This window comes from Microbacterium deminutum (genome assembly GCF_039530205.1).
Classification (GTDB): domain Bacteria; phylum Actinomycetota; class Actinomycetes; order Actinomycetales; family Microbacteriaceae; genus Microbacterium; species Microbacterium deminutum.
Window position 1 is genome coordinate 185427 of sequence record NZ_BAAAOG010000001.1, and the last position, 16451, is coordinate 201877.

Below are 16451 nucleotides of genomic sequence, written 5' to 3' on the forward strand. Positions count from 1 at the left end.
GAAGCTCGATGCCGGGCGGCTGCCGAACGCGCCCCTCGAACAGCCTCCGGCGCCGAGCCGCGGGCGACGCGCGGCTTAGGCTGGACGGATGCCCGGGCATCCCTTCGACCAGTCCTCCTACCAGGTCCGCCTCGACTGGGGAGTCGACGGGCTCGCCCGACTCGCACCGTCCGAGGTCGTCGTCGTCGTCGATGTGCTGCGGTTCTCATCGACGGTGATCCAGGCCGTCGAGCGTGGCGAGGATTTCCCGCTGGATGCCGCCGCCCGCGCGGTCTCGATCAACGGCGCGACCGTCGCCGAGCGGGCCCCCGAGACCGCCGCGATCGTCCTGCTCGGCGGGCTGCGCAACGCGGCGGCTGTCGCTGAAGCGGTGCTCGCTCTGCAGCAGGACCGCCGGGTGCGCACCAGCGTCGCGATCATCGCCTGCGGTGAGCTCGTCTCGGGCGCCCCCGGTGGGCCACTGCGGTTCGCCGTCGAGGACCTGCTCGGCGCAGGGGCCATCGTCAACGCTCTCACCGACCTCGGGATCGACCACTCGTCGCCCGAGGCGGCTGCGGCGGGGGAGTCCTTCCGAGCTCTGCGCGGCGCGACGAGGCATCTCGTCGCGGCGAGCGGCTCGGGCCGCGAGCTGGCCCTGCGGCACGCTCAGCGCTCCGAGCGCAGGACGGCCGATCCCGACGCCGTTCGCTCGCCGAACGGACCTGGAGGGTCTGGCGCCGAAGACCGCGCGACGGAGCACCCCACCCGGGCATCGCCCGCCGAAGAGTTGCACGCGGCTACGGCGGTGGACGCGGCATCCGTCGTGCCCATCCTTCGCGACGGGGTGTTCGTCGCCTTCTGAGAGGGGCTATCGCGGCGTCATCGCGGCGAGCCGGGTCGCCGGGGAGATCTCGCGGCGGCGCCATGCGAACACGTACCGCTCGTCGAAGCGCGGCGCACACTTCGCGCACGACGTGGGACGCGTGACGCGGCGATGGCGGTACGCGAGGTGCCCGGCAGGGCACACCCCGATCCAGGGTGCGAGCTCTGTCGCGGTCTCGCCCCGATGCGTCGCGCCGCCGACATACCCCAGGTCGCGGGCCACCGCCTTCCACCGCGGACCGTGGCCCGCCGACGCCCCCGCCAGCGCGTGGGCCACCTCGTGCAGCAGCGTCTGATGATTCACGTCGTCGTCGTACCGCGCGGTGAGGTAGCGCGACACGCTGATGCGCTTGTTCGTGTAGTCGCACAGTCCGGCGCGCCGCTTGGCGTTGTCGAAGCCGAAGGTCCACGAGTCGTCGAGGTGGGACGTGATGAGGGCCTCGGCCCAGTGGCGCACGCGATGAAGTTCCGTCATGGGGGGAAAGCTAGAACGTACCTACGACACTCGGCTGATCATGGGGCTGACAGCTCAGCTCGCGACGGATGCCGCGGCCCGGCGCCGGTCGACGGCATCGATGGCCATCAGCGTCGACTCGAGCTGGTCGTCGGGCACCCCCGACTCCTGGCGCAGGAACAGCGCGCGCTTGAAGTCCCGTCGCGCGGAGTCGAGGTTGCCCGAGTCGTAATGCACTCTGCCGCGATGCTGGTACGCGAAGGCGGCGATCCCCGCCCACCCTTGGCCTTCGGCCTCGTCGGCGCACATCGTGAGCTCCTGATCGGCTGCCGCGAACGCCCCGCGCACCTGCTGCACCGACGCATGGAGGATCCGCGCCCGCATGAGGTCCTTCCGGGTGCCCGCCATCCGGGCGACGCGAACGGCCTGCTCGGCGAGGACGAGCGAGTCATCCGGCTTGCCCAGCACCTTCAGCAGCCACACGCGCTCGAGCAGTGCGGGAAGGCTGCGCTGCTCGCCGATCTCGTCGAGACGCTCCCTGCACTGGCGAGGGTCGACCTTCTCACGCAGCGTCTCGGGGTCATACCCGCGGATATAGCTCATCAGTGACTCCCCTCGACCGCGCACCGGATCGAGCTCAAGTCTGCCTCGCCCGAACAGGCGACGAGGCGGGGCACGCCGATGTCCGACGGCTCGGATCGCGATCGGCGTCGACTGACGCGCTCTACCACCTGCGCCGCACGCCGACGGTGCCTGTCCTAGGCTCTCGATGTGAGACTGGACGGCGGCGTGCGCGTGGCGGTGCTGGGGCCGGTCATGATCGCCACGGCGGACGGCGCAGCGGTGCCGCTGCCGGGCGCACACACCCGCAGCCTCATCGCGGCACTGGCGGTGGGCGGACAGACGGTGCACTCCGCCGACGCCCTGGTCGAGGACATCTGGGGAGCGGCGCCGCCCCGGAACCCTCGCGCTTCGCTGCAGACCCTCGTATCCCGCGTGCGGGCCGTTGCCGGGGCCGATCTCGTTCGGAGTGACCCTGCCGGGTACTCGCTCGGCATCCCCTCCGACGCCGTCGACCTGGAACGCGCGCGCCGGCTCGTCGACGCCGCGGCGGGCATCGACGAGGGCGATCCGACAGGCCTCGCCCTCGTCGACGAGGCGCTCTCGCTATGGCGTGGCGAGGCGGGTGCCGACCTCGGAGACAGCGACCTCGGAGGTATCGTCGCGGATGTCGCAGGCGCCATCCGCGACCGCGCGGAAGCCCTTCGCGCCCGGGCGCTGTTGTCCGCGGGCCGCACAGGCGAGGCGGTCGTGATGCTCGCGGCGCTGTGCGACGCTCGGCCGTACGACGAGTCGATGCACGCGGAGCTCATGGGCGCACTCGCCGCCGACGGGCGCACGCAGGAGGCGCTCGCCGTCTTCGCCGGACTGCGAGCGCGTCTGCGCGACGATCTCGGCGCTTCGCCGGGCGCAGCCGTGACAGCCCTCAACACCCGGCTGGTCCGAGGGGATGCCCCCACTCGCGCGCCCAGCCGGCTGCGCATCGGTCTGCGTGCGGCGCACACGCCGCTGCTGGGCCGGGACGCCGACGTCGCGGCACTCCCCCCACTGCTCGCCCGTCATCGCCTCGTGACGATCCTGGGCGCCGGAGGTCTCGGCAAGACCCGGCTGGCGCAGGCGGTGGCGGCGGCATCCGATGCCCCCGGCGTACTCATCGTGGAACTCGCCTCCGTCCGCGCCGGCGATGACGTCGCATCGGCGATCGGCGCGGCGATGGGACTCAACGAGAGTCCTGCCGGGGGTCGGATCGCCGACGCGCTCACCCGCCCCGATCTCCGGGCCCGCGTCGTCGCCTTCCTGGCGGAGCGGCCCACGCTGCTGGTCCTCGACAACTGCGAGCAGGTGATCGACGCCGTGGCCAGATGGGTCGCGGACATGCTCGCCGCCGTTGCGTCGCTGCGGGTGCTGACCACCAGCCGGACTCCGCTGGCCATCGCCGCAGAGGCGGTCTACCCGCTCGCGGTCCTGAGGTCCGAACCCGACGATCCCGACTCCGTCGGACCTGCGGCTCAGCTGTTCCTCGACCGCGCTCGCGCCGTGCGCCCGGACGCCCTGCTTCCAGTGGATGTCGTGGTGAGGCTGTGCCAGCGACTGGATGGACTGCCGCTCGCGATCGAGCTCGCCGCCGCGCGGGTGCGCAGCATGACGCCCGAGCAGATCGAGGTCCGGCTGCGCGACAGATTCGCCCTGCTCACGACCGCCGACCGGGCGGCGCCGGAACGGCACCGCACGCTCCAGGCCGTCATCGAGTGGAGCTGGGATCTCGTCGACAGCGAGGCGCGGGGCGCTCTGACGACGCTGTCGCTGCTGCCTGCGGGATTCACCGCGCCCACCGCGGCGGCGGTCCTCGGCATCCCGTTCGCAGAGGACCTGCTCGACCGCCTCGTCTCGCAATCGCTGCTGATCGTCGCGGACGATGCGGACACCGGTGCTCTGCGGTTCCGGATGCTGGAGACCGTCCGCGAATTCGGACAGTCCCGCCTCGTTCCCGGCGACCGCGAGCTCGACGCGTGGAATGCCGTTCTCGGCTGGGCACGCGGCTATGCCACGGACCGCGTCGACCACGTGCTCGAGCCGTCGGTCTATCGAGCGCTGCACAGCGAGCACGACAACCTGCTGTCGGTGCTTCGCTACGCCATCGATCACGACCGTGCTGCGGATGCCGTGGCGATCGCCGCCGTCCTCGGCCAGGCCTGGATCGTCCGCGGCTCGTTCTCGGAGCTCATCACCCTGGCCCCCGCCGTCCGGCGCCTGGAGGCCGCCGCGGCGGTCGAGGACGTCAGCCCGGATGCGCGTGCCGTCACGCTCATCCTGGGGGTGATCGCCAGTCAGGCGCTCGGCGGCACCGGCATCCTGCGCAGCCTCGCTCGGCTGCGCATGACGCTGCGTCGCGGTGGCGTGAGCGATCGGTGGGCGGCCTTCGCCCGGGCGATCACCGCCAGTGCCGACGAGGAGCGGTTCGCCGTCGTCGTCGAGGAGCTGCGCGGGTCACAGAAGCCGGCGATCGCGCTCATGGGTGAGCTCATCGCGGCGCAGTACGCCGAGAACGAAGGCGACGCGGCATCCGCGATGGTCGCGGCTCGTCGCGCATGGGAGATCGCCGATGAGGCAGGCGACGTCTGGGTCGCGGCGACGGCCGCTTCGACGGCCGCGACCCTGGCGAGCCAGTCCGCCCGACCCGCCGAGGCGCTCGAATGGCTCGACCGGTCGGTCGCCGGGTTCCAGGCCTTCGGCGCCGAGAACGAACTGCGCCAGCAGGCGTGGGCGCGAGGAGGCAGTCTCGTGAGCCTCGGACGCCTCGACGAGGCGCGCGCGCTCTTCGGCGAGCTGGCGGGTCTTCGGGATCGCACCGACGACGGGCTCGAACTCGCCTCGATCGGATGGTTCGGGCTCGCCGAGGTCGACCGAGCGTCGGGGGATGCCGCGGGCGCAGCGGTCCGCTACGAGCGGGCCATGGAGCGGTTCACCACGAACGACCAGCGCGAGTCGCCATGGTTCCTCATGGCGATGGCCGGGCTCATCTCGGCCACGTCGTTCGACTCGTCGCTGCCGCCGGAGCGGATCGCCTGGTGGGCCGGCAGGCTGCGCACGAGAGCGATCGCGCTGCGCCGCGCCCGGCCGCAGTTCGTGGACAAGCCCGTCGTCGGCACGGTGCTGAGCGGCTGGTCGGCGTGGGCGATCACGCAGCCTGAGCTGCGCGACCGGGGTATCGAGACGCTGGCCATCGCAGCGCTCCTCGGTGCCCGGCAGGATCTGCCGAGCCTGCACCTGTCGGAGCATTTCGCGCAGGCCGAGGCCCTCGCGGGTGCCGAGGCGTACGCGCGCGGCGTGGCCGCGGCATCCGCTCTGCCTCCCCAGGATCGCGTGGACCGGGCCTTCGCGCTGCTCTCAGGTTCGCGATGACCTGCGTGCGTCTGGGCGATGGTGGGGGTGAAGCCCGTCAGGCCCGGCGCATGTACGCCCGCACCGTCAGTGGGGCGAACACCGCCACGATGACGAGGGCTCCGATCAGGGTCGAGACGACGTCCGCGCTCGCGTCGGCGCCCGACGTGAGCAGCCGCGCGGCCGTAACGAGGTGCGAAACCGGGTTGATGCCCACGAACCACTCCAGGGCAGGCGGCAGCGTGTCGGCGGGGACGAAGGCGTTCGACAGGAACGTCAGCGGGAACAGGATCAGGAACGAGATCCCCTGAACGGATGCCGCAGACCGCGCGATGACTCCGAAGAACGCGAAGATCCAGCTGATGGCCCAGGATGCCGCGATGACCAGCAGGCCCGCGGCGATCACTCCGGCGAGGCCGCCGGCGGGGCGGTAGCCCATGATGTAGCCGGTCGCGAACGTGATCGTGGTCGCGATCGCGTAGCGGACGGTGTCACCGAGGAGCGCGCCCGCGAGCGGCGCCACCCGGGCGATCGGCAGCGACCGGAAGCGGTCGAACACGCCCTTGTCCATGTCTTCGCGCAGCTGGACGCCGGTGACGACCGACGTCGTGATGACGGTCTGGACCAGGATGCCGGGCAGCAGGAAGGGCAGGTAGTCCGCCACGCTCCCGGCGATCGCGCCGCCGAAGATGTACGTGAACATCACGGTGAAGACGATGGGCTGCACAGTGACGTCGATGAGCTGCTCGGGCGTGCGGCGCATCTTGATCAGGCCGCGGGCGGCCATGCTGAGCGAGTTGCGGACCGACTGTCCGATGCTGACGTGGTTCTTGAGCGACCGCGCGGACGCGGGCTCGATGGCGATGGTGGTCATGCGAGGCTCCCTTCGAGCTCGGCTTCGGTCGCGGTCGCGCCCTCGGCGGACTCGACACCGTGACCGGTGAGGGTCAGGAACACCTCGTCGAGCGTCGGCTTCTGCACGCTGAGCTCGCTGAGGTGGATGCTGGAGTCCCGCAGCTCGAGGAGCAGGTCGCCGACGCGGTCGGCGTCGCGCATCGGGGCCGTGAGCCGGCCGGCTTCGGGTGAGACCACGGCGGTCACCCCGAGCACCCGCTCGATCGCGGCGCAGGTCTGCGCGATGTCGGCGGTGTCGGCGACTCGCAGCTGCAGGCTGGATTCGCCGATCGACGCCTTGAGCTCGTCCGCGGTGCCTTCGGCGACGACCTTGCCGGTGTCGATGACGGCGATGCGGTCGGCGAGCTGGTCGGCCTCGTCGAGGTACTGCGTGGTGAGCAGCACCGTCGATCCGGTCGCGACGAGCTCGCGGATCGTGTCCCACATCTGCCCGCGGGTGCGGGGGTCGAGGCCCGTCGTCGGCTCGTCGAGGAAGATGAGCGGCGGCTGCGCGATGAGGGATGCCGCCAGGTCGAGGCGCCGCCGCATCCCCCCGGAGAAGTTCTTGAGCGGGCGCTTGGCGGCCTCGGTGAGCCCGAACTGCTCGAGCAGCTCTGCCGCCTTGCGGCGCGAGTCAGCGCGCGAGAGGCCGAGCAGGCGGGAGAAGAGCATGAGGTTCTCGTTGGCCGACAGGTTCTCGTCGACGGACGCGTACTGTCCGGTGACTCCGATCAGCTGCCGCACGATCTGCGGCTCCTTGATGATGTCGTGGCCGAAGATGCGTCCGGTGCCGCCGTCGGGACGCAGCAGCGTCGCGAGCATGCGGATCGCGGTGGTCTTGCCGGCGCCATTGGGTCCGAGCACACCGTAGACGGTGCCGGTCTTGACGCGGAGGTCGACGCCGTCGACCGCCCGATTCTTTCCGAACACCTTCACGAGCCCCTCGGCCTCGACGGCCCAGTCAGTGGAGGAAGTTGTCATGTGACAACCATCGGCTCGACCGCTTTCACCGTGCTGTCGTCGCACTGTCGTGGGTCTGTCGCGCGCTGTCGCCGGCGTCGCCGGTCGTCGCGCGCCGTGGCCGGCGGCTGCCCGGCCATCCCGGATTTGGGGCGTCCTCCGTCCGTCGGGGCGGATGTCGTGCGCCCCGACGGACAAGGTGCGCCCCAAACCCGGCGTGGCCGGGCCCGTACCGGGCTGCCGCGGGAGTCAGCGCTCGAAGAGGGATGCCGCAGGCTTCGGGGACGGGGTCGAGTCGGCGTCGGTCGCGACCCGGGCGCCTCGCGCGAACTCCTCGATCTCGGCCCCCTGGGCGACCTTCGCCGGATGCGGCCCCGCTGCCATCAGCCGCGGCAGCCACGCGGTCGGAAGCGGCGCCGCGGATGCCACGATCACGAGGTTGCCGAATCGCCGGCCCTTCAGCGTCTGCACCTCTGCGAGCACGATGACGTGCTCGAGGACGGCGCGCACGGTGGCGACCTGCCGGCGGGCGAAGGCGAGCCCCGCGCCGTCGGCGACGTTCACGAGCAGCACGCCGTCTGATGCGAGGAAGCGCGCCGCCTCCGAGTAGAACTCCACCGTCGTGAGGTGCGCCGGCGTCTGGGCGCCGGAGTACACGTCCGATACCAGGAGGTCGACGTTGCCGACCAGCCCGGCGGGCAGTCGAGCGAGACCTTCGCGGGCGTCGCCGATCCGGACTCGCAGCGACGCGCCCTTGGGCAGCGGCAGCTGCTCGCGCACGAGGTCGACGAGCGCAGGCTCGAGCTCGATCACCTGCTGTCGCGACCCCGGCCGGGTGGCCTCTACATAGCGCGGGATCGTCAGGGCCCCTGCGCCCAGGTGCACGGCGGTGAGGGGCTGCCCCGGCATCCGAAGTCGGTCGATCACCGCGCCCATGCGCGCGATGTACTCGAAATGCAGGTGGGTCGGATCATCGAGGTCGACGTGCGACTGCGGGGTGCCGGCCACCACGAGCTCCCACCCGCCGCCGAACGTCGACGGGACGACCCGCGCCAGCGTCCCGTCCGAGAGCCTCACTTCGCGGACGTCCGGCTCCCTGCGTGCTCGCGCCATGGGCCAACGGTACTGCCGGCGAAGGGGGTCGCCAGTACCGTGGAGCCATGGTGGCGATCGATCTCAACGCCGACCTCGGCGAGACCGTCGAGGGCGTGCCGACCGCCGATGACGAGGCGATGTTCGCTGTGATCTCCAGCGCCAGCATCGCCTGTGGCGGGCATGCGGGGGATGCCGCATCCATGCGGGCGGCGGTGGAACGAGCGGCTCTCCGGGGCGTGGCCGTCGGAGCACACCCGTCGTACCCCGACCCGGCGAACTTCGGGCGCCGGGCGATGGACCTCGACTCGGCGGAGCTCACGGCGACGATCGCCCGCCAGCTCGCCGCGCTCAGCGCGGCGGGGGCCGACATCCGCTATGTGAAGCCGCACGGCGCGCTGTACAACCGGATCGTGAGAGATGTCGCGCAGGCCGAAGCGGTAGCGGATGCCGTCGCGGCGTTCTCCGATCGGCTCGGCCGGGCGCTCCCGGTGCTCGGTCTCGGCGGCGCGGTCTCGCAGGCGGCAACCAGCCGTGGCCTTTCGTTCGTGACCGAGGCGTTCCTCGATCGCGGATACCGCGCCGACGGGTCGCTCGTGCCCCGCGACGAGCCGGGCGCGCTGCTGGAGGATCCCGGTGCCGTCGCGGAGCGGGCGCTGCGACTGGCCGGCGAGGGCTTCGTGATGACCACCGACGGCCGCCGCATTGACATCGCGCCCGCGTCGTTGTGCCTGCACGGCGATTCTGCGGGCTCCGTTGCGATGGCGCGAGCCGTGCGCTCAGCGCTCGACGCCGACGGTATCGAGGTGCGGGCGCCGTGGTGAACGCGCGGCTGCTGCCGATGGGCGACCGGGCGATCCTGCTCGAGGTAGCGTCCCTCGACGACGTGCTCGCCCTGCACGCGCAGCTCGACGGGTCGCGACCGGATGGGGTGATCGACATCGTGCCCGCGGCGCGCACGGTGCTCGTGCGCGTCGATCCGGCGGTGCTCTCACTCGCGGCCGCAGGTGCGTGGGCGCAATCGGCCGCTGCGGCGACGGCCGCCGAGCGACGTGCGTGGTCCGACGAGGTCGTGCTCGACATCGCCTACGACGGCATCGACCTCGCGGACACTGCCGCACTACTGGGCCTGTCCGCCGCCGAACTCGCGGAGCTCCACGCGGGCGCGCGGTGGACAGTGGCCTTCACCGGGTTCGCGCCCGGGTTCGGCTACCTCGTGAGCCCCGACTGGCGGCATGACGTGCCGCGTCTCGCGTCGCCCCGCACGCGCGTCCCGGCGGGCGCGGTCGGTCTCGCCGCGGGATTCACGGGCGCGTATCCCCGCGAGTCCCCAGGCGGCTGGCGCTTGATCGGCACCACATCCGCCCGCCTGTTCGATCCGGATGCCGCATCCCCGGCCCTGCTCACGCCGGGAGCGCGAGTGCGCTTCCGGCCGGTGCGCGAGATCGTGCGCGTGCCCGGGGAGTCGGCCCGGTCCGCCCTCGGTTCGGGGCGCGATCTGTCCGTCGGGGCGGACGAATCACGCCCCAACGGGCCACATCCGCCCCAAACCCAACCCGAGCCCGGTTCGGCCCGGCCCGAGGCGGGTGCCGCCTCGCCTCAGCCCGGTCCCGCCCATCCCGATCCCGGCGCGGCGCGGCCCGCCCTCGGTTCGGGGCGCGATCTGTCCGTCGGGGCGGACGAATCACCCCCCAACGGGCCACATCCGCCCCAAACCCAACCTGAGCCCGGTCCGGCCTCGCCTCAGCCCGGTCCCGCCCATCCCGATCCCGGCGCGGCGCGGCCCGCCCTCGGTTCGGGGCGCGATCTGTCCGTCGGGGCGGACGAATCGCGCCCCAACGGGCCACATCCGCCCCAAACCCAACCCGAGCCCCAACCCCCAACCCAACCCCAACCCCAACCCCCAACCCAACCCCCAACCCAACCCCAACCCCCAACCCAACCCCAACCCCCAACCCAACCCCAACCCCAACCCCAACCCCAACCCCAACCCCGAACCGAGACCTCGAGCGGGCTTCGCATCATCGAGCCCGGGCTGCTCGCGACGGTGCAGGATCTCGGGCGGCCGGGAGCGGCATCCCTCGGCGTCTCGCCGTCCGGAGCACTCGACCGCGCCGCCCTCCGCACCGCCAATCGCCTCCTCGGCAACTCCGAGGCGGCCGCAGCCATCGAGGTCACGATGGGCGGCCTGCGCGCGACCGCCGAGCAAGACCGCTGGTTCGCGGTCACCGGCGCATGGGGGCGGATCGTGCTTGCCGGTCGCGAGGTCGATCCCTACGAGGCGCACCGCTGGCGTGCAGGCGAAGAACTGCACCTGGATTGGTTCTCGCACGGCACACGCGCGTACCTCGCGATCCGCGGCGGCGTGGACGCACGCGTGTCGCTCGGCTCGCGTGCGACCGACCTGCTCGCGGGGCTCGGCCCGCAGCCGCTGCGCGCGGGCGATGTCATCCTGATCGCCGGGGAGATCGCGGGTCCGATCCCGGTGGCGACCGTCGCACCGTGGGGTGCTCCGCACGACGAGGAGCTCGAGATCGCCCTCGCCGCCGGTCCCCGCGCGGACTGGTTCACGGCATCCGCTCATCGGACCCTCTTCGACGCCGTCTGGACCGTCTCGAACGCCGCCGACCGCATCGGCATGCGGCTGGACGGACCCGTCCTCGAGCGTGCCGTCGACGGCGAGCTGCCGAGCGAGGGCATGGTGCCCGGCGCGATCCAGGTGCCGCCGACGGGGAGGCCGACGATCCTGCTCGCCGACGGCCCGGTGACCGGCGGCTATCCCGTCATCGCGGTGGTGGCGGATGCCGCGCTCGACCTGCTCGCGCAGGCGCGGCCGGGCACCCGCATCCGGTTCCGGCACGCTCGCTGACCGTTCGCTTCCGCCGCTCCGCGCTGTGCGGCCCGAGCAGAGGGAGCCGACGGATCACCACTCCACGAGTGTCTGGTGCACCGCCCCGCTCTCGGCTTCGGGAAGTGCGAGCTCCACGGCCTCGGCGACCGTCAGGTCGGCACCCCGTCGCTCGCCGGCGGCCACGGCATCCGGATCCACCGCTCGGAGGGCGTCGAGCTGCGGGGTGTGGACCCGGAACGCCTCGGCGTCGAACACGCCGATCCGATGGCGGATGGCGGCCGCCACCGCCGACAGGGTGCCGGCGCGCTCGCCGTCGCCACGAGCCGCGGCGACGGCGCAGAGGCCTTCCAGCCCGTACGCGATGCCCTCTTCGTGGTGCAGCCGGATGGAGACCAGGAGGGTGCGGATGCAGTCCTCCTCGGCTTCGTCGATCTCGCCGCGCAGGAGCAGCAGCCGGGCCTGGTGGTTTCCCGCGACCGACAGGGTGAACAGGTCGGCGCTCGCCTCGGCGATCTCGGTGGCGCGGCTGAAGTGGGCCAGTGCCTCGTCGCGGGCGCCGAGGAGCCACGCGAGCCGGCCCCGCGAGACCTCGGTGATGGCTTCTGCCCAGGTGTTTCCGAGCTCGTGGAGCCTGTCGACCGCCTGGGTGAGCTCGAGTCCAGCGGTACGCACATCGGGCATCGGCAGTGTCAGCCTCGCGGTCGCCCGCGCCGCGAGTGCCATCGTCGAGGCGTCGTCGTCGCCGCTCTCCGCGAACAGCCGCACGCACTCGCCGAGCCCGGCGACCACGCCATCGGACGGGCGCTGCCACATCTCACCCCACAGCGCGAAGAACCAGGCGACAGCGCGGGTGTGCTGGGTGATCGGGCGCTCCTTGCCGAGCAGCTCCAGCATCCACACCCGCACCTCGGCGAAGAATCCCGCGATCCACCAATAGATCAACAGGCTCCACGCGAAGTCGCCGGCGTCGTCGAGGCGGTCGGTGTAGACGAGGTGGCGCACGGCGGCGCGGAGGTTCGGGAGCTCGAGGCCGAGCTGCACGACCGAGTCGGCCTGACCGACTCCGCGCAGCCCCGGCGCGACGCGGGCGACGAACCCGCGGTAGTAGTCGGCGTGGGCGGCTCGCACGACGTCCGCATCGTTGCGCGCCTTGAGGCGTCCGATCGCGTATTCGCGCACGATCGCCAGCAGCGAGAACACGGCGCGCCCGGCGATCTCGGTCTGCTTGACCAGCGAGGCGTCGACGAGGGCCGCGAGCCCCTCGAATCCGGTTCCCTCCCAGGAACGGCCGACACCGACCGCTTCCACCGCCTCGAGGGTGAATCGGGTCGCGAACACGCCGAGGTCGTCGAGCAGATCGCGCTGGTCGTCGGGAAGCAGACCCACGCTCCAGTCGATCGCGGCGCGCATCGTCCGATGGCGCTCCGGCAGATCCCGCACCGCCGCGGTCAGCAGCGGCAGGCTCTGCTCGAGGCGCTCCGCGATCCCGCGCGGATTCAGCAGCCGCACCTTCGCGGCGGCCAGCTCGATCGCGAGCGGCAGCCCTTCGAGGCGACGGCAGATGTCGATGATGTCCGCGGCGTTCTCGTCGTTGATCGAAAAGCCGGGCTTGACCGCGGTCGCTCGGTCGACGAACAGCATGCAGGCCGAGGACCGCAGCGCCCGATCGAGGGTGGGCGAGGCGGTGACATCGGGCGTGCGAAGTGCCGCGACGTCGTAGACCTGCTCGCCGCGGATCCGCAGCACGATCCGGCTGGTGACCAGGAACTTCGCGAGTGGCGCGGCGGCGGAGAGCCGCGCGACGACGGTCGCGGCGTCGACGATCTGCTCGAAGTTGTCGAGCACGACGAGCACACGGCGGCCCGCGAGCGCGTGGGCGATGCGCTCTTCGAGTGCGGCTTCGCCGTTGTCGCGGATGCCGAGCGCGTACGCGATCGCCGGTACCACCAGTCCGGGCTCGAGGACCCCTTCCAGCAGGACGAAGTACTTCCCATCGGGGAAGAGGTCGTCCGCGAGGCGAGCCGTCTCGATCGCCAGCCTGCTCTTGCCGATGCCCCCGGGCCCGATCAGGCTGAGGACGCGGGTCTCGTCGCGCGCGAGGAGTTCGCGGATGCGCGTCAGATCGTCCTCGCGCCCGATCGTGGCGGTATACGGAACCGGGATGCGCGCGGCGGGCGACGACGTCGCCGGCATGAGGGCGGCGTCGCCGGAATCGCGTGTCTCGTCGAAGCGCTCGGCGAGAAGCGTGGACAGATCGCTCGCGATCTGCTCCTCGAGCTGCTCGGGCGTCTCGAACGGAAGGTATGCCGCGGTGTCGTCCGAGCGGATGCGATCGATGAGCTCGCGGAGCCGGTCATCGCGACGCTCGGCGGCCTTGATGTAGATGAGCTTCGGCATCGACGCCGGCGCGAGGTTGTATTCGTCCTCGAGGCCGGAGACGTCCTCGTCCGGAGCCACCCATCCGTAACTCTCGGCGTAGATGCCGACGAAGACATCCGACTGCGCCAGGTACGCGCGGTACAGCGCACGGGGGGGATGCGGCCGGGCCCCGAGCTCGAACATGACGGGAGCGAGGCGCAAGCGCTCGATCGCCGATCGTGCCGCACGGCGTTCGTCGGCGAGTTCGCGCAGCGTCGAGCTCACGAACACGCGGAGCCGCTGATCCGGCGTGCGGATCACGGGCCGATCCATTGCGGTCATGAAGCCCTCACGGCGATAGCGTCCTCCCACTCGGTGCTCTGCGCCACCCGTCGAGCCGCATCACTGCTTCGCGAGCGGCTCTCGCACGGCGTCCTGATCCTCGGGGAGCGCGAGAGCGACGGCTTCGCCGAGCGAGAGATCGGCTCCAGCACGCTCACCTGCCGCCAGCCCCTCCGGGTCGCGTTCGCGCAGGGCTGCCAGAGGAATCGGGTGCACCATGAACGCCTCGACGTCGAAGACGCCGATCCGCTGCCGGATGCGCGCCGCGGCCGCCGCCAGCGCACCCGCCCGCCAGGAGTCGCCCCGGATGGCGGCGACGGCGCACATGCCCTCGAGGCCATATGCCATCCCCTCTTCGTAATGCAGTCGTGTGGACAGCCGCAGCAGCTCGCCGAACTCGTCCTCGGCCGTGGCGACCTCTCCGCGGAGGAAGTCGAGCCTCGAGCGCAGCACGCCCGCCACGACGACGGTGAAGAGGTCCTGGCCGGCCCGCGCGATCTCGGTCGCGCGATCGAAATGCGCCAGGGCCTCGTCGATCTGTCCGGTGGCCCATGAGATCCGGCCCAGCGACACCTCGGCGATCGCCTCTCCCCAGGTGTTGCCCAGTTCGTGAAGCGTCGCCACTGCGGTGCTCAATTCGCCCACGGCGGCGGCTACATCGAGGTCGGGGAACTGCATCCGTGCCGTCGCGCGCCCGGCCATCGCCATGGCTGCGGCCTCCTCGTCGCCGCTCTCGGTGAACAGCCGCACGCATTCGCCGAGGCCTGCCACCATCTGGTCGGAGGGATGCTGCCACAGCTCGCCCCACAGCACGAAGAACGTCGCGGCCGCACGCGTGTGGGCCGCGATCGGCTGCTGCTTGCCGAGCAGCTCCTGCATCCACAGCCGCACTTCGGCGAACGAGCCCGACAGCCACCAGTAGATCAGCAGGCCCCACGCGGCGTCGGCGGCGTGGTCGAGGCGATCCGTGTAGATCAGGTGGCGGACGGCGGCACGGATGTTGGGAAGCTCGACTTCGAGCTCCATCACGGCATCCGCCTGACCGCGCCCTCGAAGCTGGGGTGCGAGGCGCCCGACGAAGCCCGCGAAGTAGTCGGCGTGCGCGGAGCGCATGCGATCGGCCTCGCCGCGCTCCTTGAGGCGGGCGAGCGCGTACTCGCGGACGAGAGCGAGCAGCGAGAAGGATACCCGTCCGTCGACCTCGCTCTGCTTGACGAGCGACCCATCGACCAGCGCGCTGAGCGCTTCGAGAGCCTGGCCGTCCCATGATCGGCCGGCGCCGAGCGCTTCGACGGCGTCGAGGCTGAAGCGCGTCGCGAACACGCCGAGGTCCTCCAGCAGGTCGCGTTCGAGGTCGGGAAGCAGGCTCACGCTCCAGTCGATCGCCGCGCGCATCGTCCGGTGGCGTTCGGGGATGTCGCGCGCCGCGGCCGTCAGCAGCGGCAGGCTCTGGCCGAGACGCTCCGCGATGCCTGCCGGCGTCAGAAGACGGATCCTCGCCGCCGCCAGCTCGATGGCCAGCGGCAGTCCTCCGAGTCGACGGCAGATGTCGGCGACGTCGGCCGCGTTCTCCGCGGTGACGTCGAAGCCCTGCTTGATGGCCTGGGCACGACTGACGAAGAGCGCGACGGCCGACGAGCGCGTCGCGCGATTGAGGCTCGCCGGCATCTCGCCCGGCGGGGTCGTCAGCGGCTCGACCTCGTAGACCCGCTCGCCGCGGATGCGCAGCACGATGCGGCTCGTCACGAGGAAGGAGGCCATCGGCACGATCGAGAAGAGCTGGACGAGCACCGGCGCGGCCTCCACGATCTGCTCGAAGTTGTCGAGCACGATGAGGACCCGCCGGCGGTCGAGGGCGGCCGCGAGCCGCTCGAGCAGGCCGGCTTCGCCGCTGTCCCGGATGCCGACTGCCGCCGCGATCGTCGGCAGCAGCAGGTCGACGTCGAGCACCGCTTCCAGAGCGACGAAGTAGATCCCGTCCGGGAAGAGATCCGCCGCCGCGCGCGCCGCCTCGACGGCGAGCCTGCTCTTGCCGATGCCTCCAGGACCCGCCAGCGTGATGACCCGATCGGTCCCCTGGGCGAGCAGTGCTCTCACCGCGGTGATGTCATGCTCTCGCCCGATCGTCGGGGTCGTCGGCTCGGGAAGGCGCGTCGCGGCAGGAACGCCCGGGTCGTCGGCATCCGCCCCGTTCGCGCGTGGGCGAGACTGGTCGAATCGTTCGGCGAAGAGGGTGGCGAGGTCGTCGGCGAGGCGGTCCTGCAGCTCGTCGGCGGTCTCGAACGTGAAGTAGGCGGCGGTGTCGTCGTCGCGGACCCGGGCGAGGAGCGCGGTGAGCCGTTCTTCGCGGTGCGTGCTGGCCTTGATGTAGATCAGCTTCGGCATTCCGCGCGGGGCGAGGTTGTACTCGTCCTCCAGCCCCGAGACGTCCTCGTCGGGAGCGATCCAGCCGTAGCTCTCCCAATAGATCCCGACGAACACGTCGCTCTGCTCGAGGTAGGAGCGGTACAGCTCGCGCGGCGGGTGCGGGCGCGCGCCCAGTTCGAACATCACGGGCGCGAGCTTCATCCGCTCGATGGCGGTGCGCGCCGCGCGCCGCTCGTCCGCGAGCTCTCGAAGGGTCGAGCTCACGAACACCCGGATCCGCTGGTCGGGCGTTCGGATCACGGGGTGCCGAACCTCGCTCATATGCCCATC

11 protein-coding genes are annotated in these 16451 nt (G+C 71.7%); 4 read left to right on the forward strand and 7 right to left on the reverse strand.

The window, feature by feature from the left end; genetic code table 11:
* Positions 1-88: 88 nt before the first annotated feature.
* Positions 89-841 carry a 2-phosphosulfolactate phosphatase gene (locus tag ABD212_RS00870; RefSeq protein WP_344090225.1) on the forward strand — a complete coding sequence of 251 codons (753 nt, stop codon included), beginning with the start codon at positions 89-91 and terminating at the stop codon, positions 839-841.
* Between the two features lie 6 nt (positions 842-847).
* Here the strand turns inward: ABD212_RS00870 and ABD212_RS00875 are convergent, their stop codons facing one another.
* Together ABD212_RS00875 and ABD212_RS00880 are read right to left on the reverse strand one after the other, a co-directional pair.
* Positions 848-1336 (reverse strand): SprT-like domain-containing protein, encoded by a 489-nt coding sequence (locus ABD212_RS00875; RefSeq protein WP_344090227.1) that lies wholly within the window; start codon positions 1334-1336, stop codon positions 848-850.
* Positions 1337-1390: 54 nt separating this feature from the next.
* A complete protein-coding gene (locus tag ABD212_RS00880) occupies positions 1391-1918 on the reverse strand; it encodes a tetratricopeptide repeat protein (protein ID WP_344090229.1) in 528 nt (175 codons plus the stop codon).
* Positions 1919-2086: 168 nt separating this feature from the next.
* Here ABD212_RS00880 and ABD212_RS00885 point away from each other — a divergent pair, with 168 nt between their 5' ends.
* Positions 2087-5278 (forward strand): ATP-binding protein, encoded by a 3192-nt coding sequence (locus ABD212_RS00885; RefSeq protein WP_344090231.1) that lies wholly within the window; start codon positions 2087-2089, stop codon positions 5276-5278.
* A 37-nt stretch (positions 5279-5315) separates the two neighbouring features.
* Here ABD212_RS00885 and ABD212_RS00890 read toward each other — a convergent pair whose 3' ends face one another.
* The 3 genes from ABD212_RS00890 to ABD212_RS00900 form a co-directional block, all read right to left on the reverse strand.
* Positions 5316-6131, reverse strand: coding sequence for an ABC transporter permease (locus ABD212_RS00890; RefSeq protein WP_344090233.1), 816 nt, complete (start codon positions 6129-6131; stop codon positions 5316-5318).
* On the reverse strand, positions 6128-7132 hold the full coding sequence (locus ABD212_RS00895) for an ATP-binding cassette domain-containing protein (protein WP_344090236.1): 1005 nt from the start codon (positions 7130-7132) through the stop codon (positions 6128-6130). Before ABD212_RS00895 ends, ABD212_RS00890 begins: the two co-directional genes overlap by 4 nt.
* Positions 7133-7360: 228 nt before the next feature.
* Positions 7361-8224 carry a spermidine synthase gene (locus ABD212_RS00900; protein WP_344090239.1) on the reverse strand — a complete coding sequence of 288 codons (864 nt, stop codon included), beginning with the start codon at positions 8222-8224 and terminating at the stop codon, positions 7361-7363.
* Positions 8225-8271: 47 nt separating this feature from the next.
* Here ABD212_RS00900 and ABD212_RS00905 point away from each other — a divergent pair, with 47 nt between their 5' ends.
* Both ABD212_RS00905 and ABD212_RS00910 read left to right on the forward strand, forming a co-directional pair.
* Positions 8272-9027, forward strand: coding sequence for a 5-oxoprolinase subunit PxpA (locus tag ABD212_RS00905; RefSeq protein ID WP_344090241.1), 756 nt, complete (start codon positions 8272-8274; stop codon positions 9025-9027).
* Positions 9021-11072: a 5-oxoprolinase subunit B/C family protein gene (locus ABD212_RS00910; protein ID WP_425561218.1), complete on the forward strand. Its 2052-nt coding sequence runs from the start codon at positions 9021-9023 to the stop codon at positions 11070-11072. The genes ABD212_RS00905 and ABD212_RS00910 overlap by 7 nt, the downstream gene beginning before the upstream one ends.
* A gap of 54 nt (positions 11073-11126) precedes the next feature.
* Here ABD212_RS00910 and ABD212_RS00915 read toward each other — a convergent pair whose 3' ends face one another.
* Together ABD212_RS00915 and ABD212_RS00920 are read right to left on the reverse strand one after the other, a co-directional pair.
* Positions 11127-13733 (reverse strand): ATP-binding protein, encoded by a 2607-nt coding sequence (locus ABD212_RS00915; protein WP_344090244.1) that lies wholly within the window; start codon positions 13731-13733, stop codon positions 11127-11129.
* Positions 13734-13814: 81 nt separating this feature from the next.
* A complete protein-coding gene (locus ABD212_RS00920; RefSeq protein WP_344090246.1) occupies positions 13815-16442 on the reverse strand; it encodes a DUF4062 domain-containing protein in 2628 nt (875 codons plus the stop codon).
* Positions 16443-16451 lie beyond the last annotated feature (9 nt).